General features: G+C 70.4%; 19 protein-coding genes. 3 read left to right on the top strand and 16 right to left on the bottom strand.

Going from position 1 to position 25,155, the window contains the following annotated elements; all coding sequences use genetic code 11:
• Nucleotides 1-37: 37 nt before the first annotated feature.
• From DQ392_RS31480 to DQ392_RS31465, 4 genes are all read right to left on the bottom strand, one after another.
• Nucleotides 38-1,459, bottom strand: coding sequence for a carboxylesterase/lipase family protein (locus DQ392_RS31480; protein ID WP_245982206.1), 1,422 nt, complete (start codon nt 1,457-1,459; stop codon nt 38-40).
• A 137-nt stretch (nt 1,460-1,596) separates the two neighbouring features.
• Entirely contained in the window at nt 1,597-1,944 is a 348-nt protein-coding gene (locus DQ392_RS31475; protein ID WP_114019162.1) for a VOC family protein, read from the bottom strand.
• 65 nt (nt 1,945-2,009) lie between these two features.
• Nucleotides 2,010-2,381, bottom strand: a complete 372-nt coding sequence (locus DQ392_RS31470; protein WP_114019116.1) for a hypothetical protein — start codon at nt 2,379-2,381, stop codon at nt 2,010-2,012.
• A 194-nt stretch (nt 2,382-2,575) separates the two neighbouring features.
• Nucleotides 2,576-3,277, bottom strand: a complete 702-nt coding sequence (locus DQ392_RS31465; protein WP_114019115.1) for an NADPH-dependent F420 reductase — start codon at nt 3,275-3,277, stop codon at nt 2,576-2,578.
• 74 nt (nt 3,278-3,351) lie between these two features.
• On the opposite strand from DQ392_RS31465, the gene DQ392_RS31460 reads away from it, so the two are divergent.
• Complete coding sequence (locus DQ392_RS31460) at nt 3,352-3,726, top strand: winged helix-turn-helix transcriptional regulator (RefSeq protein ID WP_114019114.1); 375 nt, start codon at nt 3,352-3,354, stop codon at nt 3,724-3,726.
• A 269-nt stretch (nt 3,727-3,995) separates the two neighbouring features.
• Nucleotides 3,996-4,691, top strand: a complete 696-nt coding sequence (locus DQ392_RS31455) for an alpha/beta fold hydrolase (protein ID WP_114019113.1) — start codon at nt 3,996-3,998, stop codon at nt 4,689-4,691.
• Between the two features lie 217 nt (nt 4,692-4,908).
• Here the strand turns inward: DQ392_RS31455 and DQ392_RS31450 are convergent, their stop codons facing one another.
• The 8 genes from DQ392_RS31450 to DQ392_RS31415 form a co-directional block, all read right to left on the bottom strand.
• A complete protein-coding gene (locus DQ392_RS31450; protein WP_245982205.1) occupies nt 4,909-5,628 on the bottom strand; it encodes a GNAT family N-acetyltransferase in 720 nt (239 codons plus the stop codon).
• A 646-nt stretch (nt 5,629-6,274) separates the two neighbouring features.
• Complete coding sequence (locus DQ392_RS31445; RefSeq protein WP_114019111.1) at nt 6,275-7,210, bottom strand: LysR family transcriptional regulator; 936 nt, start codon at nt 7,208-7,210, stop codon at nt 6,275-6,277.
• Between the two features lie 39 nt (nt 7,211-7,249).
• Nucleotides 7,250-8,629, bottom strand: coding sequence for an MFS transporter (locus DQ392_RS31440; RefSeq protein WP_114019110.1), 1,380 nt, complete (start codon nt 8,627-8,629; stop codon nt 7,250-7,252).
• A 268-nt stretch (nt 8,630-8,897) separates the two neighbouring features.
• A complete protein-coding gene (locus DQ392_RS31435) occupies nt 8,898-10,046 on the bottom strand; it encodes a M20 family metallopeptidase (protein ID WP_220182676.1) in 1,149 nt (382 codons plus the stop codon).
• A complete protein-coding gene (locus tag DQ392_RS31430) occupies nt 10,043-10,717 on the bottom strand; it encodes a DUF1028 domain-containing protein (RefSeq protein WP_114019109.1) in 675 nt (224 codons plus the stop codon). The genes DQ392_RS31435 and DQ392_RS31430 overlap by 4 nt, the downstream gene beginning before the upstream one ends.
• Nucleotides 10,714-11,184 (bottom strand): RidA family protein, encoded by a 471-nt coding sequence (locus DQ392_RS31425; protein WP_114019108.1) that lies wholly within the window; start codon nt 11,182-11,184, stop codon nt 10,714-10,716. Before DQ392_RS31425 ends, DQ392_RS31430 begins: the two co-directional genes overlap by 4 nt.
• A gap of 9 nt (nt 11,185-11,193) precedes the next feature.
• On the bottom strand, nt 11,194-12,459 hold the full coding sequence (locus DQ392_RS31420; RefSeq protein WP_281273058.1) for a flavin-containing monooxygenase: 1,266 nt from the start codon (nt 12,457-12,459) through the stop codon (nt 11,194-11,196).
• Nucleotides 12,460-12,742: 283 nt separating this feature from the next.
• Nucleotides 12,743-13,480, bottom strand: coding sequence for an SDR family oxidoreductase (locus DQ392_RS31415; protein WP_114019106.1), 738 nt, complete (start codon nt 13,478-13,480; stop codon nt 12,743-12,745).
• A 221-nt stretch (nt 13,481-13,701) separates the two neighbouring features.
• Between DQ392_RS31415 and DQ392_RS31410 the strand changes: the two genes are divergently transcribed.
• On the top strand, nt 13,702-14,520 hold the full coding sequence (locus tag DQ392_RS31410) for a helix-turn-helix transcriptional regulator (protein WP_114019105.1): 819 nt from the start codon (nt 13,702-13,704) through the stop codon (nt 14,518-14,520).
• 187 nt (nt 14,521-14,707) lie between these two features.
• Here the strand turns inward: DQ392_RS31410 and DQ392_RS31405 are convergent, their stop codons facing one another.
• The 4 genes from DQ392_RS31405 to DQ392_RS31390 form a co-directional block, all read right to left on the bottom strand.
• Entirely contained in the window at nt 14,708-14,881 is a 174-nt protein-coding gene (locus DQ392_RS31405) for a CsbD family protein (RefSeq protein WP_114019104.1), read from the bottom strand.
• Nucleotides 14,882-15,098: 217 nt separating this feature from the next.
• The gene (locus DQ392_RS31400; RefSeq protein ID WP_425470661.1) at nt 15,099-16,385 is read right to left on the bottom strand and encodes an MFS transporter; all 1,287 of its coding nucleotides are present in this window, start codon (nt 16,383-16,385) and stop codon (nt 15,099-15,101) included.
• Nucleotides 16,386-16,417: 32 nt separating this feature from the next.
• Complete coding sequence (locus tag DQ392_RS31395) at nt 16,418-17,011, bottom strand: winged helix-turn-helix domain-containing protein (protein ID WP_114019102.1); 594 nt, start codon at nt 17,009-17,011, stop codon at nt 16,418-16,420.
• A gap of 184 nt (nt 17,012-17,195) precedes the next feature.
• Nucleotides 17,196-25,049, bottom strand: coding sequence for a non-ribosomal peptide synthetase (locus tag DQ392_RS31390; protein WP_114019101.1), 7,854 nt, complete (start codon nt 25,047-25,049; stop codon nt 17,196-17,198).
• Nucleotides 25,050-25,155: the final 106 nt, after the last annotated feature.

The raw sequence follows: 25,155 nt of genomic DNA, 5'->3' as shown, positions 1-25,155 counted from the left end.
GAAGAAGCCGGCACGTGCACGGGCTCGTCCGGTTGCGTCAGCGCCCGGGGCGCATCAGGTCGAACCGGACGTCCCGCCACAAGGCCCGGAGGTCGGACCTGTCGTCGGCGGCCAGGTGGTCGTCGGGAAAGGCCCAGTGCTTGACCGGGGTGGCGCCTGCGGTGACCGCCGGCCAGCCTGGAGCGCTGGTGGACGCGAAGTCGGCCCAGGAGCGGAGCATGCGGGCGGACAGGGCGCGGTCGTGGTCGTCGGGCGCGCCCCCGATGAGGAAGTCGGCGCCGACGGCGTCCAAGTTGCCGAAGGCGAAGGGAACATCCGCCGTGTGCCAGGGTCTGGCATCAGCCCGCCTGCGGGCGAAGCGGGCCAGGTACGCCCGGCCGCCGGCCCTCGCATGGTGCTCGGCGAGGCGGGTGGTGTACTCGCCGAACTGCGCGTCGCCGGACATCGCCAAGTAGCGATCGAGTACCGGCGCTTCCGGCATCAGCGCGCGGTAGCCGTCGACCAGGTGGTCCGGGAGGCCCAGTGCCTCGGCGAAGTCGGCCAGTTCCGACTCGGTGGTGACCTCCCGCACGGCTCCCACCGTGTGAAGGAACCAGTACTCCTCCAGGGTGTGGCACGCCAGCAGGTCCACCTGCCGCGCCGTCCCGGCTGCGACCGCGCGCAGCGGGTTCGCGGGCAGCACCTCACCGTCGACGACGGGCTGGAAGAGCACAGAGTCAAAGGCGTGAACCGCCGCCGCGGGGCCGGCTCCGCTGTTCGCGGCGGCCTCGTCGGAGGCCGCCACCAACCGGGCGGGTGACAAGGACAGCAGCGCCTCGGCGGCAGGGGCGATCCCGGCCTCCACCGCTATCCTCTCGGTGACCGCCTGGGCGAGTTCGACCGCGAAGTAGGCCCTGGGCACGCTGTGGGCGATGGCCCGCCGGAAGAGCCCCCGGGTCTGCTCCATGGTCATCAAGCAGGCAATCGAACCTGCTCCGGAGGAGTGCCCGGCGACGGTGACGTTACCGGGGTCGCCGCCGAAGGACGCGATGTTCTCCCTGACCCAGCGCAATGCCGCGGCCTGGTCCAGCAGCCCGCGGTTGTCGGGGAAGCCGCGAACATGGCCGAAGCCCTCGAAGCCCACCCGGTAGTTGCAGCTGACCACGACCAGCCCGGCACGGGCCAGGGCCGTACCGTCGAAGTCGGGCTGAGCGGAGGAGCCGAAGGTGTACGCGCCGCCGTGAATCCAGAAGAACACCGGCAGCGCACCGGCACCCGCGCGATCCGGCACCCATACGTTGACGGTGAGGATGTCCTCATCCCCCTCCCGCCACACCGGCGCTCCGGGCAGCTCCGCTGACTGCGGAGCGATGGGGCCGAAGGCCGTGCAGTCCCGGATGCCGGCCCAGCCAGCCGCCGGTTGTGGCTCACGGAATCGACGGGCGGCGAACGGCTCGGCCGCGTACGGGATTCCGAGCACGGCGGTGACGCCGTCAGCGGACGCCCTGCCCTGTACACGGCCACTCGACGTCTCAAAGACCACTTCGCCTCCGCACGGTCGCTCATCCCTTGCACGTGTGGTGCTCGCGGTCGTCCGCTCCGGCTCGTCGGGACCGGTCAAGCCACCGGGTTCTCCAGCAAAGTGACCTGGTTGCCATCGGGGTCCTCCAGGGCCGCGAACCGGGTGCGCTCACCGCCGGTCTGCACGGGTCCGGTCGTCAGACCGCGCTCCGCGAGCCCGGCCAGCTCCCTGTCCAGCTCACGCACTTCCACGTTGAGCAGCGTCGAGCCGGCACGCGCCGGGTCCTCGAAAACCTGTAGCCAGCCACCCGATGTCAGGTGCCAGTCGGCCAACGACGGCATCGGCCGGGTGTCCGCCGGCCGCCCCAGCAAGCGTGCATACCAGACCACCGCAGTGTCGAGGTTCCGTACCGGAGCGACCATCAGCACTCGCGCGACGTTCATGAGATCCACCAGCCTTCTCGAGATCTGCCAACTGTTCTTATCCAGACCAGCGAAGACACCAGAATTCATCGCTCACCCACGGTGCCGTCGGCGCCGCGCCGCGGGGATTTCTCGCGACGTCCGTCCGTGCGAGTCTCCTCGAGGCGCAGGAGAACGCTCCCCACCACGCAGCCGAGGGCGCCGACCATCGTCAGACCGACGCGACCGGCCTGACGCAGCTGACTGGTGTGGCACGGGGCCGTCTCCATCCCTTGCTCATCGGGGAAGACAAGGGAGCCGCACGACGGGGTGGCTGCCTGCGCGTAGGCCGAGTGCGCGTCGAGCCCGACGAAGAGCAGGAGCGCCGCGAGTACGACCAGGCCGAGAGCCAGACCGGCACAGAAGCGGGCCCATCCCCGCAGGAGGGCGACCCGCCTGGGTATCTGCGTGTCTTCCATGTCCGGCCTCACTCTCCACCTCTCCCCCGGCTCGCCTGCTCGACCGGTAAGAGAGTACGTCCTGAGCTCTACGGCCCTGCCCTCGGCCTCGGGCCCCGCGACGGTGAGCCTGGGCGCTCCCAACGGGGGGCCTCGGCCCTTCCGGCGGAGAGCCTGCGCGCCGGTAACGGAGAGAGCCTCGGCGCTCCTCTTGGTCAGTCTCCGTGCTCCGAACGGTGAGCCTCTGTGCCGCCAGCTGCGTCCCGGCGGGTCGGCCCGGCCGCGTAGGCCAGGGGAGGCGCGATGGCCTGGGCGTCCGCGCCTTCGCCCACCCACAGGGCGATGAACAAGGCGGCAGTCGCCTCCAGGAGCCCCGCCCGTGCGAGACCGCCGCCGGCCACTGGTACGCAGCCCACGTCCCGTACCAACACGCGGACGCGCTCGACGGCCGCCTCGTCGTCCCCGCAGACCGGCACGGCCAGTGGTCGTCCGTCGAAGACGGGCGGCCGCATGCGCCAGACGTCCTCATGGCAGAGGTTGAAAGACTTGACCACGTGGGCCTCCGGCGCCGCCGCAGCCAGTTGCTGCGCGGCCGAGCGGCCTCCTTCGGTCAGCAGCCGGAAGCCGGGGCCGACCGGGTTGGAACAGTCGATCAGTACCTTGCCTTCCAGGGCCTCGCGAAGTTCCCGTGCCACGTCTGCTCCCGCGCCGAAGGGCAGCGCGGCCAACACCACCTCACCGAACTCGGCTGCCGCCCGCAGACCGGCAGGTTTCACGCTGCTGCCTTTGATGCGCGTCGCGAGCCGCTCTGCCTTGTGCGTGTCCCGTCCCCCGATGGTCACCTGGTGTCCGGCCCGCACCCAGTGGGTGGCGAGCGCGTCCGCCATGCCGCCGGTTCCCAGTACGCCGATTCTCATCACACGTTTCCTCTCCGTGCACTCTTCGCTCGTTCGTACCGACGCTAGAGACAGCTTCAGGCACCATTTGGTACGTGACGACCGACGCCTTCCTCGCCGACTGCCGGGCCCGCCTCGCCTTCGACCTGCTCTCCAACACCTGGAACGCCGTGGTGCTCTGGGCACTGCGCGACGGGCCGAGACGCCCGGTCGAACTACGCGAGCGGATCGGGGGTATCAGCTCCAAGGTCCTCACCGAGACGCTACGACGACTGCGGTTCAACGGCCTGATCGACCGGCGCACACACCCGGACGCACGTGCGGGCGTCGAGTACGAACTCACCCCTTTGGGCCGGACGTTGCTGACGCCCATCGACGCCGTCGGCGCATGGGCTTTCGCGCACGGCGACGAGGTCATGGCCGCCCAGGAGGCAGCGTGCACGCACGGCCGGTCTTCTCCGCCTCGCTAAGCCGATCGCTGCGCGCGTGGGCACCGTCTCGCTGGGCCGGGTCGTCGCGCGGGTGTGCACGGTGTAGTCGAGCACCGCGTCGAGGTACTCCCCTGTCGCGTCGCGGCGGAGCAGGCTCCGGCGATCGGTCCGGAGAGGTGCGCGGCCTTCCGTGGTGGCGGGCCTCAGTCGTCGGTCGTCTCTTCAGCGGGGCTCGCTGTCGGCGGAATTCGCGTATCGGCGGGCGCTGGTAGCTTCCACCGAAGGACAACGCTGAGGACGAGGTGGCTATGAGGGTCGTTTTTGTGCACGGAGCATGCGTACGGGACGGATCGTGGTGGTGGCACCGCACCGCGGAGCTGCTGCGGGAGCGGGGCATGGCGAGCGTGGCCCCGGCGCTGCCGAGTTGCGGTGAGACGGGCGTGCCGGCGGGTGCCGCCGGTCCGGGGTTGCCCGAGGACGTCACGGCAGTGCGGCGGACGCTGCTGGGCAGCGACGAGCCGACCGTTGTGGTCGCTCACAGCTACGGCGGCATCGTCACAGCGGAAGCCGCCGCGCAGGTCGCGTCGGTGCGTCACCTGGTGATGGTCTCCAGCTACCTGCCCAGGGTCGGGCAGCGGCTGTCGGATTTCGGGGACTCCGGCCCCGCCCCGTTCCTGGACGTCGACCCCGACACCGGCACCTTCGGCGTACGCCCGAAGCTGCTCGTGGACACCTTTCTGCACGACTGCGAGCCCGCGGTGCAAGCACAGGCAGCGGACCGCCTCGCCCGGCAGAGCGCCCAGGTCACCGAGCAGCCGGTCGGGGCGGCCGCATGGGAACAGGTGCCGTCGACGTACCTCGTGTGCGCCCAGGACCGGGGCACTCCGCCGCGCGTGCAGCGCGAGTTCGCCGGCCGGGCCGGCAACGTCGTCGAACTCGACGCCGGCCATCACCCGTTCCTGTCCAGGCCCGCCACGGTCCGGGACGTGCTGCTGAGCCTGTGACGGCAGCGACGGGCGAGCCGGGGGGCGCTGGCCGGCAGCCTCGGTTCACACACCGGCCGTCCCGGCGCCTCTCGCGGCGGCGTCCGCGCCGCGACCGGAGGCGCACGGCCAGGTCACGCTTTGCGCCCGGGGCGACACCTCCCCCGCAGGCGAGTGCGCCCAGTACGGTTTCTCGTTGCGGCCCGGCCGCGCGGCTCCCGCCGGGGAGTTCGGTGGTTCAGGGGTTGATGGCGTGTTCGGTGAACTGGCCGCACGAGTGGAATCCCAGGCGGCGGTAGACGGGCTCGCCCTCGGCGGACGCCTGCAAGACCGCGATGCGGTGATCCCCCTCGCGGGCCGCACGGAGTGCCGCGCGCGTGACGGCGCCGCCGTAGCCACGTCGGCGGTGGGCGGCCAGCGTGGAGATGTTGTAGATACCGGCGACTCCCGCGTGCAGGAACACTTCAGCGGAACAGACCGGACGGCTGTCCACGTAGCCGACCAGATACCGGGCCGGGCAGTGCGCGGCCAGTGCCTGCGGGGCGGCCTGGGCGAAGAAGCGGCGGACGGTGTCAGCAGGCGGGTCCCAGTTCGCGGCGAGAACCGTGGCGTAATCGGCGAGCTGTTCAGGCGTGGCCACCCTCTGGATGTCCAGTCCTGGGACGGCGGACGGCGGCGGCGTGGTGTCCAGCTCGGCCCACATCGCCGTCTCACGTTCGAACGCGGACAGACCTGCCGCCGTCAGGCGGGTGGTGAGGTCCGGTGGTGTCGAGGCCGCCCCCACCCACCACGAAAAACGGCGTCCGGTGCGAGCCACCCCACGAGCAGTCTCGGTGATGCGTGCCGTGGCGTCCGCGGCGTTGAAGCGGGCCGCGGCAACGATGTTGAAGGTGTCGTCGTCCAGGCCACTGTCGGCGATCACGAGGTCTTCCGCCTCAGTGACGGTCGCACCAGCCATGCTCCGGTGGAGGTGACAGGCGTGTTCCGCCAGGTTCCGTTCCGTCCTGTCCGTCAGGCCGGCTTCGTCGAGTCGGTGATCGTTCATAGCGGGACCCCAGCATGACTGGACGAGGATCGCATCCGTTTTCGCGTCGCGTGTCCGCGGGGGCCGCGACGGCGGCCACCACACGTGCGACACGCCTGGAGAGGCGAGCGCGGGCAAGGCCGAAGACATCACCCGGGGCACCACTGATCCGCGTCGAAGCGATCCTCTCAGGTGGTCAGGGCCCTTCCGATGCCGTGAGGACTCCTTGGCACACCACCGCGTAGGTTCCGTCCGGCCCCGCGTGCCGCCTGGCATCGGCTGCCTCCTCCTCGCACCCCTCAGGTATCTCGTCCATCTCCCCCGGAGACGGCCGGTCGCCGTTCTCCGGATGGGACGGCGCTCCGGAGTCGAGCGCCAAGGTGGCGCCGGCCCCCACGACCACGAGCAGCAGCCACGCACCACCGACCCACCGCCACGTGCGGCGTGAACATCGCATCGCCAACCCCCGGTTCGAGGACCGCATTGTGTCACCGACCGCATCCGACCGCGAGGAGGGGACGGGGCCTGACGCGTGGTCCTCGGCGAGGAGACACGGGTTCAACCGCTCGACGTCACCGGCTCAGACCTTGTCGGACTCGGAGCCGTGCGCAGCGATCTCCCGCAGCAGCGCCATCACGGCCCGGGCGCGGGGGCTCTGCGTCACGCCGTCCACCGAGGCGATCTTGACTTCGAGCGCGGGGCTGCCGTCCCGCAGCTCCAGTTCCGCGACCTCACCGCCGCCGTAGGTCTGGCTCGTGGCCGGCCGCTGGTTCAGTACGGAGAAGCCGAGCCCGCGCGCCACCAGGGAGCGCACGGTCTCGTAGCTCTGGGTGCGGTAGCGGACATCGGGGGCGGTGCCGGTGGCGGCCACCAGCGAGCGGAAGTAGTCACGGCTGTGCGGCAGGTCCAGCAGAACGAGTGGCTCGGTGGACAGCTCCGCCAGCTCCACACTGCCCTGTCCGGCCAGCGGATGACCGGTCGAGACGATCACATAGGCGGGGGCCCGGGCGATCGTCTCGCTCCGCAGGGCCGGCTCGGCTGTCAGACCGAGCCCGTAGGTGAGCGCGAAGTCGATGCGTCCCGCCTCCAGCGCGTGCACGAGCTGGTCCGTCTCCCCCTCCACCACGTCGATCTCGATGCCCGGAAAGCGTCTGGTGCACTCGCTGAACAGCGGCGGCAGGTAGGAGGGGGCCAGGGTCACGAAGCAGCCGACGGCCACAGGCCCTGAGAGGGTCTCGCCGTCTCCCTGGGCCTCACGTTCGACCTCACGCGCACGGGCCAGCAGGTCCCGCGCCTGCTGCCTGAGCCTCTCTCCGGTGGGTGTGAGGGTCAGTCCCCGGCCCCGTCGCCGGATGAACAGCTGCGCTTGCAGGTCCCGTTCCAGGTTGTCGATGGCGGCGGACACCGCGGACTGCGCGATGTGCAGCTTCGCCGACGCCTCCGTCATCGAACCGTGTTCGGCGGCGACGAGGAAGTAGCGGAGCTGAACGAGGGTGAAACCCACTGGTGATGTCATGCGTGATCCCTGGGCCGGACGGTCGGCTGCGCCCCCAACCTAGGCGGCCTCGCCCCGCGGTGTCCCGGAAGGCGACTCGGAAGGCGACTCGGAGACGTCCTCGGGACGCAGCAGGGTGGAACCGGCGGTCTCCCGCAGGGTCAGGGCGGCGACGAGACCGCCGGCGGCGAACACCATCAGGTACGGGCCTGGCACCAGAGTGCTGCCGGTCGTGGAAATGAGCATGGTCATCAGGTACGGCACTGTGCCGGCGAACAGGGCCGCGGTGAGGTTGTAGGAGATGGACAGCCCGCTTTGACGCGTGCGGGTGGGAAAGACCTCCGCGGACCAGACCGCGTAGGTGCCGAGGATCGCCGCCAGGATCGCGCCGAGCAGCAGGCCCGCGACCCACGTTCCCGCGAGTCCGGTCCGCATGAGGAGAAAGGCCGGAGTGGACAGGACGAACAGCGCCGCTGTCGCCCCGACGAACACGGGCTTGCGGCCCACCCGATCGGACAGCAGACCGAACAGGGGCACGAGCGCCAGGCCCAGAAGCGATATCGCGGTGGACAGCAGCGCGGCGCTGTCGGCCGAGTGTCCCAGGTGGTCGGTCTGGTAGGTGACAAGGTACGTCAGCACCGCGTAGAAGGGCACGTGCATGGCGGTCATCAGCCCCGCCGCCTGGAGAAGCTCTCGCCTGTGGGAGCGCAGCAGCTCCCGGACCGGGCTGCGCGGTGCTGTGTCGTTCGCCTCCATCGCCCGGTACTCCGGGGTGTCTTCGATCTTGGTGCGGATGATGAAGCCGATGATGCCCAGCGGTGCGGCGATGAGGAAGGGGATGCGCCAGCCCCAGGAGGTCAGCCGGCTGTCGTCGAGACCGGTCGACAGCAGCAGGAAGACGAACGACCCCGCGAGGAAGCCCAGAAGTGAGCCGACCTCCAGCCAGCTGACGCCGAATCCGCGGCGGCGCCGGGGCGCACTCTCGGCGAGGAAGCTGGCCGCGCTGCCGAACTCGCCGCCGGCGGCGAAGCCCTGCACCAGCCGTAGGAGCACCAGGATCACCGGGGCCGCGATACCGAGTGACGCGTAGCCGGGCAGCAGACCTATCCCCAGGGTCGCGCCCGACATCGTGAAGATGACCAGTGACAGGGTGCGTTTGCGGCCGATCCGGTCACCGAGCGAGCCGAACACCAGGGCACCGATCGGCCGGATGCCGAACGAGACGGCGAACACGCCGAACACGGCCAGCAGCCCGCTCGTGCTGTCCTCGGACGGGAAGAAGACGGTGGCCACCGTGCCGGCGAGGTAGGCGTAGGCAGCCCAGTCGAACCAGTGCACGAACACGCCCACGGCCCCTGCGGCGACGCTCCTGCGCAACGAGATCACATCGGTGGCCGCCTCGACGTCGTGCGTCGCGGCTCCACTGTTACGGGTGCGCATACGCGCCTCCTAGTGAGGATGGGTGGAGAGGCCGGAGCGCGGTGCGGAGCCCCGGCGCTTGCCCCTCAGGAAGTGGGCCGGCCGGGCGGGGCGGCCGGGCCGGTGGGTTCGCGGAGTTCCGTGCCGCCCAGCAGCTCGCGTCCGGGCGCCCCTCGGCGCCGCCGGCGCCCAGGCGATGCGCACCACCTGGGCACTCGCAGCGCCTCGCCGGCGCACGCGTGCGGCGGCGGCCGCCGTGCGTGGCCGGACCACGCGGCGGCTGCCCCGGTCATGCCGCTGCTTCCCGGCTCGACGCGCTCCGGTCCACGGCGGTCCAGGCCAGCGCCATCGCCCCGTCGAGCAGCGCCCGCTGTGCCGTCCCGCCCACGCAGTGCGCGGCGAACTCGCGCTGGTGGTTGGTGGCGGGCAGGGAACCGACGCCGATATAGGGGTGGATGGCAGGCACCACTCGCGACACGTTGCCCATGTCGGTGGAGGCACGGTTCATCCGTGCGGCCTGGCCGGGCGGCGCGAACCGCCTGCCCAGCGCGAGGGCGTTGGCCCGGTAGTGCTCCAGCGCGGTCTCGTCCGCACGGAACTCCGCGTACGGTTTGCTCTCCGGCTCGATCTCCAGGTCGCAGCCGGTCGCCAGGGCACCGGCCTCGAAGGCCCGCATGACCCGTGGCTCCAGTTCGGCCAGCTCGGCCAGCGTCTCCGCGCGCACGTACCAACGCCCGGCCGACCGCTCCGGGACGGCGTTCGGGGCGTCCCCCGCGTGGGTCACCACCCCGTGCACCCTGGCCGAGGCCGGCAGCTGCTGGCGCAGCAGACCGATGGCGACCTGGGCCACGGTGAAGGCGTCGGCCGCGTTGACTCCCGCTTCCGGGTAGGCCGCGGCGTGCGCCGACTTCCCCGTGTAGGAGACCTTGGAGTGGCTGACCGCGAAGGGCCGCGCCTCGGCGACGTCGACCGGGGCCGGGTGGACCATCATGGCGAGATCCACCCCGGCGAATGCTCCTCGGTCGAGCATCTCGATCTTTCCGCCGCCGCCCTCCTCCGCCGGGGTGCCGTACACCTCGACGGTCAGTCCGGCGTCTGCGGCGACGGTGGCCAGACCGAGCGCGGCGCCCACCGCACTCGCCGCGATGAGGTTGTGCCCGCACGCGTGACCGAGGCCGGGCAGCGCGTCGTACTCCGCGCACAGCGCAACCCGTACCGGCCCCTCCCCCGCCCTGGCGAGGAATGCCGTCTCCAGGCCCAGGTAGGACGAGGTGACGTCGAACCCGGCGCGGTCGAGCAGTTCCGGGACCGCGGCAGCGGCTCTGTGCTCCTCCCACGCGGTCTCCGGGTCGGCGTGCAGCCGCTCGGAGAGCCCGATCAGTTCCTCGGCGTGGCGGGCCACCGTCTTTTGGGCGGCCTCCTTCAGCGCGCCCCTCACAGGTCGCCCGGAACGCCGTAGGAGGGTGACGTGGCCGGGTCGAGACCGCGGCGCACGTAGTCGTCGCGCTGCGGCAGCCAGACGTCGAGCAGGTCACCGAGCCGGTCCACCGGTTCCTCCGCCCAGTCCACCCGCAGGTCGGTCACCCGCCAGCCCACGTCCGCCACGACCGCCAGGCCCGCGGAGTACACAGGGCCCTCTTCCCCGCCGGCCGCGAGGCCCGCCTTCAGGGCAGCGAGCAAGCGCTCCTCCAGCTCGCCTCCGGCCGCGTGGTAGGCGTCGAGGAGCTCGCCGGGTACGTGTTCGCCCGCCAGCATGTTGCCGGCTGCCACCGCGCCGTCGGCGGCGGCGGAGGCGTGCGTGCCCAGCGTGCGTGAACCGCTGTAGGCGAAGCCCGGGCCTGAGCGGCCGAGCACCGTCAACTGCCGGTACGCGAGGGTCCGGGCGTGCTGTGGCGCACCTGTGACGTCGGCCAGGGCGCGCTGCGCGTCACCGTGCTCGGCCAGTCGTTCCAGCAGGCTGGTGCCGAGCATGGGGTCGGTGACGTTCTGCGAGGCCGCCGCGCCGACCCCGGGCCGCAGGTGTGCGGCCCGGGCCGCGACCGCCGGACTCGACGAGCTCACCGCGATACCGAACCGCTCGCCGTCCCGTGCCATCAGGGAGAACGTCATGCCTGCTCCTTTCCGGGGATGACGGCGACGGCGTCGATCTCGCACAGCCATTCAGGGCGGGCGAGTGCGGAGACCACCAGGCCCGTGGAGATGGGGTGCACGCCCTGGGTCCAGCGGCCCACGGTGCGGTACACCGCCTCGCGATAGCGCGGATCGATCAGGTAGATCGTCAGTTTGACCAGGTGCTCCATGCGGCTGCCCGCTTCTTCGAGCAGCATGCTGATGTTGGCCATGGCCTGCTCGGCCTGTGCCTCGGCGTCACCGATGCCCACGGACTCACTGGTGTCGAGGTCCTGGCCGATCTGGCCCCGGACGTACACGGTGTTCCCGGCGACGACGGCCTGACAGAGGTCGTTGGCGAGGTTCTGCTCGGGATAGGTGTCGCGGGTGTTGAACGGCCGGATCCTGGTGTGCCCGCCCGCGGTGAGGGGGGCACTGGGCTGCCGGCTCTCCTGCGTGGAGGTCATGACTGCTCCTCAGTTGTGCTGTGTTGCCGGTGCGGCGCCTGGCCGGTCGTCGGACGCGTAGGCCAGATAGCTGCGCCGGGTCGCGATGTGGTCGGCGACGTGCCGGGCGTCGTGCCACACCCCCCAGATGAAGCTGGACCCGCGGCGGGACAGCCACGGCAGGCCCAGGAAGTAGACTCCCGGTTCGCGGGAGACGCCGCGGCGGTGCTCGGGCCGGCCGCTCTCGTCGAACGCGTCGACGTGCAGCCAGCTGTAGTCGGCGGCGAAGCCCGTCGCCCAGACGATGGAGGTGACCCCTGCCTCGGCGAGATCGAGCTCGGAGCGGGGGTCGGTCACGCACTCCGGGTCGGGGCCGAGGGCGTGGGCCTCCGGCTCCTCGGGAAGGCCGAGTCCGTCGCGTTCGACGTACGCGTCGGCCGCCCGGAGGAATGCCAGGTACTTCTCGTCGCCGAGGGCGATGTTCGTGCCGAGGTCCGGCGCGAAGCGCAGCACACCGTGGTCGTAGGACGCGGTCATGCCGACGAGTTCGATACCGCTGCCGGCCAGGGCGCGGAAGTCGACGGTGTGGCCGCCGCGCGCTCCGCTGACCGCGATGGTGACATGTTCGGCGCCTCGGGGCGGGGTCTCCGCGTCCCAGATTCCGAGGACGCCGAGCCACCAGCAAAAGTCCCGTCCCCGGTACTGGCGGGGAGGACGGTCGTGCGGCCCGACGGAGAGGAAGACCCTCCGTCCCGACCTGCGCAGCTCGTCGGCGATCTGAACGCCCGAGGAACCGGCCCCCACGACGAGGACCGCGCCGTCGGGCAGCTGCTCCGGATTGCGGTACGCGCTGGAGTGGATCTGGGTGTGTACGGCGCCGTCCGGGACGATGGGCGGGATCACGGGCTGCTGGAACGGCCCGGTCGCCGTCACGACGAAGCGCGCGTCGATGGATCCCTTTGACGTCCGCACCTGGAAGCCGGGCCGCCCCGTGTGCCTGCGCACCGACGTCACCTCGACACCGCACCGGATCGGTGCGCCGATCTTCTCGGCGTAGGCGACGAAGTAGTCCGCGATCTGGTCCTTCGTGGCGAAGGCGTCGGGGTGGACGTCGGGAAACTCCAGCCCAGGGAAGCGGTCATGCCACGCGGGCCCGTTCGCGACCAGCGAGTCCCACCGCTCCGAGCGCCATCGCTCGGCGATGCGGTCGCGTTCCAGAACGAGGTGCGGCACGCCGTGGGCTCCCAGGTGTTCGCTCATCGCCACACCTGCCTGGCCGGCCCCGACGACGACCACTTCAGTCTCTTCACTCGGCACTCTCAGCCTCCACTCGTGCGGCAGTTCACCCCCGGCCTCGTCGGCCGGGCTACCGCACCAGACATCCTTGAGACGACACGAAGTGCTGTCCAACAGATGTTTCCGTGGTAAGTGATCTGTTTTTCCGATGTGGAGCGTCGGGGACAGCCCGCAAGCCGACCGGTGCCGGCAGGCTGGGTGGCCATGTGTGCCTGGGGGCAGGCCGTGTTGATGTGGCCCGTGGAGCAGTCCCGCGGGGGCGGGCGCCCGCGGGGCGGGGAGGTCAGCTCTGGGCGGTGGGCCGGACGACGATCTCGTTGACGTCGACCTCGGCGGGCTGTTCGATCGCAAAGGCGATGGCCTGGGCGATCGCGTCGGGCGGAATCGCGATGGTGTCCCGCATCTTCGCGATCTCCGCTCTGACCTGGCTGTTGGTCGACGCGTCTGCGAAGTCGGTCGCCGTCGCGCCAGGCGAGACGGTGGTCACCCGCACGGAGTCGCCGGCTTCCTGACGCAGCCCCTCGCAGAGGGCACGGACCGCGAACTTGGTGCCGGCGTAGACGGCCATGGCCGGAACGATGCGGAACGCGGCCGTGGAGGCGGTGGTGATGAAGTGGCCGGTGCCCTGCGCCCGGAAGACCGGCAGCGCGGCGCCGATCCCGTGCAGCACGCCCTTCACGTTGACGTCGACCATGCGGTCCCACTCCTCGACGCGCAGATCGTCGAGAGGGGAGATGGCGCCGACTCCGGCATTGCCGACGAGTACGTCGAGTCGGCCGAAGCTCTCACCTGCCAGCGCGACCAGAGCCCGCAGGTCTTCCCGCCGGGTCACGTCGGTGCGGATCCGCACGGCCGTGCCACCTGCCTTCTCGATCCGGGCCACCAGTTCCGCCAGGCGTTCGGACCGGCGTGCGCCCAGGACGAGTCGCGCGCCGCGTGCGGCGAGCAGCAGCGCGGTCGCCTCACCGATGCCGCTGCTGGCTCCCGTGATCGCCACCACTTTGCCCTTGATTCCGGACATGAGTCATCCTCTCCCCACCTTCGCACCCCGGGGCCGGGGTGCGGAGCGGCGGCGGGGCCTGAAGGGACCCCGGGAGCCGTTGCGCCCTGGGCGGGCCGGGTGCCGGTGTGGCTGTGTGAGGCCGTCGGGTAGTGCCGCGGCCGTGTTCGCACACCAGTCTCCGGGCGGCTTAGCCTGGTATCCAGACCGTGTTTATCCTGGAATCGAAGGTGCCATTCATCGTGCATACGGGGCCGGACCAACGCCGTCAGCTGAGTGCCTTCCTGCGCAGCCGAAGAGAGCGCCTGACCCCGGGTGAGGTGGGCCTGCCCCAGACCGGTCGCCGTCGGACTCCGGGACTTCGCCGAGAGGAACTGGCGCTGCTGGCCGGGATCAGTGCCACCTGGTACACGTATCTGGAGCAGGGGCGGAAGATCCGCGTCTCCGAACAGGTGCTCAACGCCCTCGCCGCGGCGCTGCGGCTCGACCGGCACGAGCGCGACCATCTCCTTCAGCTTGCCGGCCACACGCCTGCGGTCGAAGCCGAGGAGCGTGAGCCGCTGACGGCCGAGGCGGGTGCCGTCCCCCTGCTGCTCCAGCCGAACCCGGCCTACATCATCGGCGGCAACTACGACGTCCTCAGTCACAACCAGGCAGCCGACGATCTGTTCCCGAGGCTCATCACGGATGCGGACCGACCGCCCAACTTCGTCCGCTGGGTGTTTCTCGAACCGGTGGCCCGGGACGTGCTGGTCGACTGGGAGCCCGAAGCGCGCGGTCTGCTCGGCCGGCTCCGGACGCTGGCGGCACGCCGTTCCGGCGATCCCCGGTACACCCGCCTGATCGAGGAGCTGCACCAGGGCAGCCCTCAAGTGCGGGACTGGTGGCCGCGATACGAGGTGCAGGCCCGGCACAGCGGTCGCAAACGGCTACGGCACCCCCGGCGGGGAGCGGTCGCCTATGCGTACACCGCCTTCCACCTGGCCGAACAACCGGAGCAGACGCTGGTCGTCTATGTCGAGAGCAGTGAACCGTCCGACAGGGGCGCAGCCGGGGTGTGAGGCACTGCCCTTCTTCGACACCGGTGACCACGTGAGTGGACTCCGGCGGCCTGGGCGAAGCCGTTGGGGCCCGTGCGGCACGGGACGCTCGTGGCGGCGTCTGCGGTCGGGCGTGGCGCAGGGCAGGGCCCGCGGGAACGCGGGCCCTGCCCTGCGGTGAGCGATCTCCTACCGGAAGGAGGGATGTTCAGCGGCGGAAGCGGTCCGTGGTCTCTTCACGGGCCTCCCGAGCCTGACCCTGCCCCTGTGCGGCGTGCCCCTTGGCCTGCATCTTCTTGTTACCGGTCGCACGCCCGGCGGCACGCATCGCCTTGCCCGCCGCCTGTTCGGCCTTCGCGCGCGCCTTCTCGTTGGCAGCCACCGTTCTCAACTCGCTTTCCTCGCGTCGGCGTCCGGTTGCACAGCGGCGGGTGACCACAACGCACCGGAGCAAACCTGCCTCGGCGGACAGCACAACGTGTGCGCCACGGGCCTGGACCGGTCCACACCCATTGGCATGCGGTCGCGCGAGGCCGCGCCCCGGCTCGTGCGGACCCGCTCAGTGCCGTGCAGACCCGCTCAGTCCCGTGCGGACTTGCTCAGTCCGCGGCCCCGGCCGACCGCTGCCGGGGAAGTTCCGCGCCCCGTACCGCGCTGGAGGACAGCGAGACCAGCACGCCCAGACAGGCGAAGGTACCGCACCCGATGAACACCGCCGTGACGCCCCAGGTGCCGATTGCCGCACCGACCACGGGATATCCCAGCGGCGCCAGCCCGACCATGGTGAGCATGACGACGGATGTGACCCTGCCGAGGTAGGCGGGGTCCGCCACCGCCTGGATGAGGGCGTTGTCCAAGGCACCGAAACTGCCGGCGGCCAGCCCTACCGTCGCGGCGGTGGCCACAGCGATCGGAAGGCTCGGCACCAGCGCGATGGTGACCATACCGGCACACGCCACGAACAGTGTCGCGGGGAGCACCAGACCGACCCGGCGTATCCAGCCGACGATGGTGAGGAGCGCCGCACTGGCCGCGGCGCCGCCTCCGAAGGCGCCCGCTATCCAGCCGTAGCCGGAAGCCCCCCAATGCCGGGCGTCGTTGAGCAGTACCAGACCGATGTTGAGCGTGCTGGTCAGCCCGATCTCAGCGAGGGCACCGACGACGACCAGCGGGAAGATCAGATCGTGGCGCCGGATGTAGCGCAAGCCGTCCAGGAGATCGTGCCAGGCCCCGTGACGGGGCGTCGCCCCCTCCTCCTGCGTGCCGAGAGGGCGCATGCGTACGGTGAACAGCAGCGGAAGCGACAGGGCGAAGAGCAGGCCGGCCACGGCGAAGGTGGCTGCCTCGCCGCTGAGCCCCATGACCAGTCCCCCCGTCGGCGGGCCCGCGATCTGGCCGACGCGCATCGCCAGCGACCGCATGCCGGTCACGCGGGCGAGCTGGTCCGGGCTGGTGATCCGCGGTGGCAGCGCGCCGACCGCGGGGACGAAGAGCGCGTCCACGACACCGAATCCCAGCGCCAGGACCACGAGGAGCCACAGCGCAGGCGCGGTCAGCGCGATTCCGCCGGCCACCGCGAGTATGGACACGCAGCGCAGGGCGTCGCTGCCGAGAACCACCCGGCGCGGTCCGAATCGATCGGCCACCACGCCGCCGACGAGCATGAGCAGCGCGCGCGGCAGCGCACCCGCGGACATCACCAGGCCGACTTCGGCGGGGCCCGCGACCTTCTGCGCGGACCACGCCAGAGCGACGAAGTAGATGCTGTCCCCCACCAGCGAAGCCGTGTACGCGATCAGCCACCGCAGTACGTTGCCGTCGCGGTAGGCGGGAAGGGGCGGGGTGGCGCGCGCGGGCACAGGTGTCTGCTTTGCGGTGGCCACGATCGAAGCTCCAAAGCGGCGTGTGTGGGGACGTGTCAGGGACGGAAGGGGAAGCCGTACAGGTGTACCGACACGTGCTCGCGGCTCCCGGTGTCGCCGCCGGCCCGTGCGGCCTTGCCCCGCTCCCGCCAGCGCTGGAGCAGGGCCTCGCACTCGTCGCCCAGCTGGGCGAGCTCGGCGGGGCTCAGCTCGAGCAGCCACTCCGAACTGAACGCGGCGTCGGTCCACGCCTGGCCCCAGGTGGCTTTCTGGTCCAGATAGGTGCGGTACTGGGCCGCGCGCGTCTCGGTGATACCGCGTGTCACCGCCCCCACGGCGGCCGCCTCCTCGGGGGTGCCGGCGAAGTCCGACTCGCGAAAGCCCCACCCTTCCTCGGAGACCACCTGCCACCACCTCTCCCGGGCGTCCGTGCTCCGCCCCTCGGCCTCGGAGACGAACCCGTGCTCGGCGAGCTTGCGCAGGTGGTAGCTGACCAGCGACGGCGCCTGATCGACCTGCTCGGCCAGCTGAGAGGCCGTCGCGGACCCGGCTGCGTACAGCAGGCGGTACAGCGACATCCGCAGGGGGTTGGTGAACGCCTTCAGCCGGGACAGATCGGTGATCTGCTCGGGCTTGTGCTCCGGTCGCATACCTCCACCGTAAGTAGACAAAGCATACTGCGCAATTAATCTTGCATAACTCTCTGTAGTGGCTACCGCGTGGTTGGACACCTTCCGAGGTGGATGGGCTCGCGGTGGACGGCCGGGGTGGGCTCGGGTGAGCCCACCCCTCCGAGCGGCTCACCCTGCCCCCGCCCTCCCGCGGGGCGCGAAGTCACGCGCGCGAGTGAGCGGAGAGTTCGCTCAGGAGCGAGCCGACCGACGCTTCACCAGGGCATCGCAGCAGCCGGCGCAGCGTCCGGTCGAACTCCGCACGGATCTCCCGGGCGGTTTCCTCACCACAGCGGCCGAGGTCGTAGAGGACCTGGAGCTTGGGTGAGGCGGCCTCCTTGAAGCAGATCGTGACGGGGTAGCCGACGTTTTCGTACGCCTCCGACTCGACGAAGTGCTCGTCCCCCTCCGCTGTGGAGACGTGCGTACCGCCCTCGACGAGTACGAGGCTCTCGAACAGGGGCTCCCCCCGTGGAACGTCGCTCCAACCGTGGAGGTCCGTGAGGCTGTGAGAGGCATGTTCGCGTGCTGCGGCGTGCCGGGCCTGGAGTGTGCGCAGCCACGTCCGCACCGTGCTGTCGCGGTCGACACCTACGCGCGAAGGGAGGGTGTTGATGAGCAGACCCACCATGGACTCCGCCCCCGGGAGGTCGGCGGGGCGACCCGCCACCGTCGAGCCGAAGACGACGTCGCCGCAGTCGTCGTACGCCTCGGCCCCGGCCAGCACGAGTGCCCAGGCTCCCTGGACGACGGCGGCCGCGGTCACTCCGGCGTCGGAACAGTACGCCGCGAGCGCGGCACCGACGTCGCTCCCCAGTTCGGCCTCCAGGTTCCCGACGCCTTCCCGCGTGCCGGTCTCCCACTGGCCAGGAAGCCTGCCCGGTCGGCGGAGGCCGGCCAGCTCCTTGCGCCAGAAGTCCTCCGCCGCGCCGGGGTCCTGCCCCCGGGTCCACTCAACGAACCTGCGGTAGGGCACAGCGGGCGGGAGGGCGCACGGCTGTCCCCGCAGGCGCGCGGAGTACGCGGTGCGGACCTCGTCCAGGAGCACCGCCACACTCCATCCGTCCATCAACAGATGGTGGAAGCTGAGTACGACGCGAGGGCGGGGCTCCTCCGTGCGCACGAGGGTCACCCGGACGGGAGGGGTCCGGCTCAGCGAGAAGCCCTCCTCCAGGTCCTCGCGCAGGAGAGCTTCCCAGGCCGCGTCCCGCTCTTCGCCCTCAAGGGTGCTCAGGTCCCGGTGGCGGACGTCGAGCGGTGCATGGCGGTGCACGATCTGCACGGGCTCTGACAGCTTGCGCCAGGCGAACGTCGTCCGCAGCGCTGCATGCCGCTCAGCGACCTGACTGAACGCCTCTTCAAGGTGCCGGGTGTCGCCCGCCGGCGCCCGGTACACCTGCTGTTCGGTGTAGGTGTGTTCTCCGGGCGCCAGCCTGGCGTGGAAGAGCATGCCCTGTTGCAGGGGTACGAGCGGGTAGATGTCCTGGGCGTCCTCCAGGGCGTCTCCCAGGGTGTCCAACTCCCGCTGCGTGAGTCCGGCGAGGGGGAAGTCGGAAGGGGTGTGGCCGCCCGGGTGCGCGAGACAGTACGCCGTCAGTTCTTCGACACGGTCGAGGAAGGTCTCGGCGAGCTGCCGCACGGTCTCTTCCCGATGCCGCGTTCGCGCATAGCCCCATTCCACCGTCAGGTGACCGTCGCGCACCTCCGCTTCCACTTCGAGGGCGTACGGGCGCTGTTGCTGGGGGGCCTTCTCCTCGCCCAGCAGGGAAGTCACCGTCTTGAACGCTGTGCTTCCCCGTGCCTGCCTGTCCCGTATCCCGTGATAGTTGAGCACGACGTCGGCAGGCGGTGTGCTGCTCTCCGCCGCTGTGAGCCAGCGGGTGGAGAAGCCCAGTCCCTCGTCCGGGAAGGTACGGAGTGTCTCCTTCACCCTCCGCAGCGCGGTGTCGTCGCCTTCCGAAGTCTCCACGCGCACGGGCTGGACGGTGGTGAACCATCCGACACAGCGGCTCAGGTCCAGGCCGGAGGACAGCGGATCCCTTCCATGGTTCTCCAGGTCGACACGCACGCTGCCGTCGGCCCACTCGTTGAGGGTCAGGCACAGCGCCGCCGCCAGCAGTTCCTTGACCCGGACCCGGTACGTGGACGGGACGTCACGCAGCAGGCGGCTGGTCGCCTCAGCAGGAAGACGAAGGGAGACATGGGCCTGCTCGGCCACCGTGCTCACCGGTCCGCCGCCGAGGTCGAGCGGGATGCGAGTGGCCCCGGAGGTGACCGCCTGCCAGTGCTTCTCCTGCACGTCGACGTCCTGGCTTCGCGCGTACTGGTGCACCCACTGCGCCCAGTCGGCGAAGGACGCTCCGACCGGCTCCGCGGGCGCGTCAGTGGCGCCTGTGCGGCGCCGGTAGGCGGCTGACAGGTCGGCGAGGAGAGGCTCCCACGACAGTGTGTCGACGGCCAGGTGGTGAACGGCGAGCAGGATGCGGTCCGGCTTCCGCGGTCCGCGGCGAAACAGCCCCGCCGCCACGAGCCTGCCGCTCGACGGATCGAGGGAGGCCTGAACCCGTGTGGCCGCTTCGCGGACGCGGGACTCGAACTCGTCGCCGGGCCCTTCACCCTCCTCGGGATCGACAACGGTCAAGGCGGGCTCGGGAGCGGAAGCGGAGATGTTCTGCCGCAGGCTGCCGGCCGCTCCCGTGAACGTCAGCCGCAGCGCGTCGTGGCGTGCCACGAGGTCGTGCAGCGCGCCCCGGAACGCGTCCACGTCGACCTCGTACGCCTCGATCTGAACCGACTGGTTGTAGTGGTGGGAGTGCTCCATGCGCTGGTCGGAAAACCATGCTTGGAGCGGGAGCAGAGGGATGTACTGGCCGGCGCGGGCCGCCGCGTTCCGCGGCCCGGGAACCGCGTGCGTGCGCTCCCATCCGGCATGCGCGGCCAGCTCGGCAACCGTCGGGTGGTCAAAGATGTCCTTCGGGCTGAGCCGGAAGCCCTCGCGCTGTGCACGGGCGCAGACGTGGATGGTGAGAATCGAGTCTCCACCCAGCTGGAAGAAGTTTTCGTGTATACCGACCCGTTCGAGGTGCAGGACTTCCTCGAGGATGGCGCAGAGGTCCTTCTCAGCCGCGTTGCGCGGAGTGGAGGAGGGCGCGTCCGCGTCGGCCCTGTGGGCGGACGGTGCCGGCAGGGCCTTGCGGTCGACCTTCCCGTTGGCGTCCAGGGGGATGGCCTCGATGGCTGTGTACGTCGTCGGGATCATGTACGCGGGCAGCGTCTCGCCGGCCCAGCGGTGCAGTTCGTCCGCGGGGACGTCACGGCCGGCTTCCCGGGGTACGTAGTAGCACGCGAGTCGGGGCACGCCTGAGGGATCCGGGAGGCCGAGGACGATGACGTGCCTGATCCCCGGGTGCCGGCCGAGGCACTGTTCGATCTCGCCCAGCTCGATCCGGTAGCCGCGGATCTTCACCTGGTGGTCGTTACGGCCGATGAACTGCAGGTTCCCGCCCGGCAGCCAGTACCCGAGGTCGCCTGTGCGGTACATCCGGCTCCCCGGGAGGGAGGAGAACGGGTCGGGGACGAACCGGTCGGCGGTGAGGCCCGGTTTGTTCAGGTAACCCCGTGCGCAGCACACGCCGCCGATGTAGACCTCGCCCGGCACGCCCTCGGGCAGCGGGAGGAAGTCGTCGTCGAGGACGTACAGGGTCGTGTTCGCTATGGGGTAGCCGATGGGCAGCAGCTCGCCCTGGTTCTCCCCGACCCCCTTGCCGGTCACCCAGAACGAGTTGGCGACGGACGCTTCGGTGGGCCCGTACTCGTTGAGGACGGGGGTTTCGGGATCCAGCTCCCGCCACGCGGCGAGGGTGCGGGGGGAGAAGGCGTCCGCGCCGACGGCCAGCACACCGGCCAGGTCACGCGCCTCTGCCTCGGTGAGCTGTTTGGCCAGCAGATCGAGGTGGCCTGGGGTCATCTTGATGAACGCGTAGGGGCTTTTCTCCACCAGGTGCTCGGCCAGCTCGCCCGGGTTCAGGCCCTCGGGGAGCAGATGCACCGGCTGCCCCATGATCAGGGGCGTGTAGAGGTTGGGCACGATCATGTCGAAACCGAACGAGGAGAAGAGCGGTGCTCCGTTGGTCCCCCGGTACGCGTAGTGTTCCACGCAGGAACGCAGGTAGTTCACCAGCCCTCGGTGGTGGCAGGCGACGCCCTTGGGCTTTCCCGTGGATCCCGAGGTGTAGATCACGTACGCCAGGTCGTCGGGGCCGGGTGTGTTTGCGGGACGCGTCGCGGGGAGCCCGGCGATGTGCGCGGCGTCCGCCTCGGTCACACAGGTTCCGCCCCACCCCTGGCCGAGACGGTCCAGCAGGTGCTGTTGGGCCACCAGGAGTTCCAGCTGTGCGTCCTGCACCACGTACCTGAGCCGCTCGGCCGGATTGTCGGGAGCGAGCGGCACGTATCCGGCGCCGGTCTTCATGACCGCGAGCAGCGCGATGACCATATCGGGGCACCGCTCGTGGAGCACACCGACCAGCTTGTCCTTTCCCGCGCCCAGGGAACGCAGGTGGCATGCCAGCCGCCCGGCCCTCTCGTCCAGCTCCCGGTAGGACATCGACTCCTCCCCGAAGGTGAGGGCCGTGTCGTGCGGAGTCCTGTCGGCCTGCTCCTCGATGAGGTCGATGATGGTCCGGTTGTTGTCCCAGTCGTTCCCCGTGTCGTTCCAGGAGCACACGATCTCGTCCCACTCCCCGGGGGCCAGCAGCCCGATCGTGCTCACCGGACTCGCCGGGTCCCGGGTCAGGGAGGTGAGGACGTGAAGGAGACGTTGGCCCAATCGGTGGGCCTCACTCGCACCTATGCGGCCGCTTTGGTGCCGCAGGGTGAAGCGGATCGCGTCCTGCTCTTCATCGACGACGACCACCAGCGGATACCCGGTCGTCTCGATCATCGAGCGCAGCGCGAACCTGGCGCCCTCGCGCGGGCTGCCTGCGGCGATGGGCGGGTGGTTCTGAGCGACGACGATGCTCGAGAACATCGGCTGCCCCGCGGGTACGTCACTCCATTCGTGGATGTCGGCCAGCGCGCTGGTCATGTGGTCCAGGTAGGAGACGAGTTCCTGCTGGAAGCCCTGTAGCCAGTCGCTCACCGACGCCGTCGCGGGGATGCGCACCCGGACGGGAAGGGTGTTGATGAACATGCCGACGATCGCCTCGACTCCGGGAAGTTCCGTCGGCCGACCGGAGAGCGTGGAGCCGACGACGACGTCGCGGCTGCGGTTCGAGCGCGCCAGTACCAGGCCCCAGGCCGCGTGAGTGAGGGTACTGACGGTGAGGCCCTCGCTGCGGCAGAACACGCGCAGCGCGGCTGCTCGCGGCCCGCTGACGGCGACGGTCAGTTCCTGGTTCTCACCCGGCTCGGCGTTCGGATCGTCGCCGGGGAGCGGGGTGGCTTCCGTGAAGCCGGACAGGACGCGATGCCAGTGGGCCCCCTCTTCCTCCTGGTCGCTGCCGGCCCGCCAGTCGATGAAGTCGCGGAACGAGCCAGGAGCGCTCAGCCGCACGGACCTGTCCGCCATACGTGCCGCGTAACATTCCGCCACGTCCTCCACCAGGAGCGACAGACTCCATCCGTCGAGGATGACGTGGTGGAAGGAGAGCAGCAGCTCGGCCTCGCCCGCGCCGCGGTCCACGACCGTCAGCCGGTGCGGCGGCCGTATGTCCAGCGCGAACCCCTCGGCCCTGTCCTGAGCCATCAGGTCGTCGAGCGCCGCACGCCTTCCCTCGGCACCGAGGTGGCGCCAGTCCACCCGGCGTACGTCGACGTCGGTCTCGCGATGCACCACCTGAAGGGGGTGCGGAACGCCACGCCAGTGCACGGTCGTCCGGAGAGCGGGGTGGCGCTCCACCACCTGCCGCCACGCCTGTTCGAGGGCCACCTGGTCGAGTGTCCCGTCGAGCGACAGCAGTGCCTGCTCGAAGTAGTCGGTGGACTCGGGGGTGTAGAGGGTGTGGAAGAGCATGCCGGCCTGGAGCGGCGAGAGTGCGTACGCGTCCTCGTAGTCGGGATACCTGTCCTGGAGCTGCTCCACCGTGCGCGTGTCCACGGTGCCGCCGCCCGCGGGCGCTGCACGGCCGTCCTCTCGCGGCTCGAGGTTCCGGGCTGCGGAGGCGAGCTCGCGGACGGTGCGCTGCCGCAGAACCTCGGTGACGGAGAAGACGAGGCCGGTGTCCCGGGCGCGTGCCACGATCCGCATGGCCTGGATGGAGTCCCCGCCGAGCTCGAAGAAGTCTTCGTCGGTGCCGACGTCGGGAAGGTCCAGCACCTCCCGCCAAATCCGGACGAGTGTCTCTTCCCGCGGGGTCGCCGCCGGGGTGGCCTTCCGCGACCGCGCGCCAGGGGCCGGTGCTGCCTCCAGAGCCCGCCGGTCGGTCTTGCCGCTGCCGGTGAGCGGAAGCCGCTCCCAGACCGAGAAGCGGACCGGGATCATGTGAGCGGGAAGGTGCCGGCCCAGCAGCTCCTTGATGTGCTGCGGGTCCAGTTCCTCGCCCGCGAACGGCACCAGATGAGCGACCAGTTGCCGGTGACCGGACGTCGTCTCGTGCACCAGCACGGCGGCTTCTCGTACGCCGTGCACCGAGAGGAGGGCCGCTTCGATCTCCCCCAGTTCCACCCGGTGTCCGCGGATCTTCACCTGGTGGTCGGCCCGCCCCGCGAACAACAGCACTCCGTCGTGGCGCCGGCGAGCCAGGTCGCCGGTCTGGTAGAGGCGGCCCTCTCCGTACGGGTCGGGGACGAACTTCTCCGCCGTCAGCGCGGGCCTGTTGTGGTAGCCGCGGGCCAGCTGTACGCCTCCGATGTACAACTGGCCGGTCTCTCCGCACGGAACAGGAGCCATGTCCTCGTCCAGCACATACAGCCGCGTGTTGTCGATCGGGCTCCCGATGGGCACTTCACGAACCGAGGGTTCGGCTTCGCACGCGTATGAGGACACGTCGATGGATGCCTCGGTCGGCCCGTAGAGGTTGTGCAGGGTTCCGGTGAGCTGTTCGCAGGCTCTGTTCATCACAGCGGCAGGCAGCGCCTCTCCGCTGCATATGACACGCCGGAGACTGCGCGTCCGCTCCAGGCCGGGCGTGTCCAGGAACTCCGAGAGCATGGACGGCACGAAATGGACGGCGGTGACGTGGTGGCGGGCGATGAAATCCGCGAGGTAGGCCGGGTCCCGGTGGCCGTCAGGCCGGGCGAGAGCAAGACGGGCACCTGTGATCAGGGGCCAGAAGAACTCCCAGACGGACACGTCGAAACTGCACGGTGTCTTTTGCAGCACGACGTCGTCGGGGCCCAGCTGAAACGTGCGCTGCATCCAGTGCAGCCGGTTGACCACGCCCGTGTGCTCGACACACACACCCTTGGGGGCTCCGGTCGAACCTGACGTGTAGATGATGTACGCGAGGTCTCGCGGTCCCGCCCCGGCCTCGCCGTACTGTGCCGGCTGCCGCAGCACCTCGTCTGCACCGGGCGGGGTGATGTCTTCGCCGGCCGGGACGAGGTCTTCGCGGGGCAGGACGATCGGAACGCCGCCGCTGCACGCGCTGACCAGTTCCCTGGTGCGTTCCTGCGCCACGACGACGGGACATGCCGTATCCTGCAGCACGTACCGGAGCCGCTCGGTGGGGTAGTCCGGGTCGAGGGGGACGTACGCGGCCCCTGCTTCGAGGATGCCGAGCAACCCGATGACGAGTTCCACGCCGCGCTCCGCGCAGATGCCCACGGGGACGTCAGGACCGGCGCCGAGCTGCCTCAACTTGTGCGCGACGCGGTTCGCCGCCTCTCCCAGCTGCCGGTACGTCATGGTTTCCGTGTCGGAGAGCAGGGCCGTGGCGTCGGGAGTGCGCTCGGCTTGTTCGTCGAACAGGTGGTGAAGGCACTTGTCGTCGGGGAAGGGGCGTGCCGTGTCGTTCCAGGAGGCGAGCTGCGCGGGCAGCTCTTCACGAGGGTGCGGGGCGCTTCGACGTCCGTTCATTCCTGTCAAATCCTCTGTCGCTCGCACGGCAACCACGTCACGCATCGAACGCGGGCTGCTGTGCTCGGCCTTTTCAGGAGCCAGGGCTTTCGTGGCGTCGCGCGTG

Source organism: Streptomyces reniochalinae (genome assembly GCF_003323735.1).
Classification (GTDB): domain Bacteria; phylum Actinomycetota; class Actinomycetes; order Streptomycetales; family Streptomycetaceae; genus Streptomyces; species Streptomyces reniochalinae.
The sequence above is the reverse complement of the archived record's forward strand: the minus strand, read 5'-3'. Positions and strand labels throughout refer to the sequence as shown.

Coding starts and splice junctions, on each gene's coding strand:
- DQ392_RS31475 (WP_114019162.1), bottom strand. CDS start 1,944: ATGAACGTCGCGCGAGTGCTGATGGTCGCTCCGGTACGGAACCTCGAC.
- DQ392_RS31470 (WP_114019116.1), bottom strand. CDS start 2,381: ATGGAAGACACGCAGATACCCAGGCGGGTCGCCCTCCTGCGGGGATGG.
- DQ392_RS31465 (WP_114019115.1), bottom strand. CDS start 3,277: ATGAGAATCGGCGTACTGGGAACCGGCGGCATGGCGGACGCGCTCGCC.
- DQ392_RS31455 (WP_114019113.1), top strand. CDS start 3,996: ATGAGGGTCGTTTTTGTGCACGGAGCATGCGTACGGGACGGATCGTGG.
- DQ392_RS31450 (WP_245982205.1), bottom strand. CDS start 5,628: ATGGCTGGTGCGACCGTCACTGAGGCGGAAGACCTCGTGATCGCCGAC.
- DQ392_RS31445 (WP_114019111.1), bottom strand. CDS start 7,210: ATGACATCACCAGTGGGTTTCACCCTCGTTCAGCTCCGCTACTTCCTC.
- DQ392_RS31440 (WP_114019110.1), bottom strand. CDS start 8,629: ATGCGCACCCGTAACAGTGGAGCCGCGACGCACGACGTCGAGGCGGCC.
- DQ392_RS31430 (WP_114019109.1), bottom strand. CDS start 10,717: ATGACGTTCTCCCTGATGGCACGGGACGGCGAGCGGTTCGGTATCGCG.
- DQ392_RS31425 (WP_114019108.1), bottom strand. CDS start 11,184: ATGACCTCCACGCAGGAGAGCCGGCAGCCCAGTGCCCCCCTCACCGCG.
- DQ392_RS31415 (WP_114019106.1), bottom strand. CDS start 13,480: ATGTCCGGAATCAAGGGCAAAGTGGTGGCGATCACGGGAGCCAGCAGC.
- DQ392_RS31395 (WP_114019102.1), bottom strand. CDS start 17,011: ATGCGACCGGAGCACAAGCCCGAGCAGATCACCGATCTGTCCCGGCTG.
- DQ392_RS31390 (WP_114019101.1), bottom strand. CDS start 25,049: ATGAACGGACGTCGAAGCGCCCCGCACCCTCGTGAAGAGCTGCCCGCG.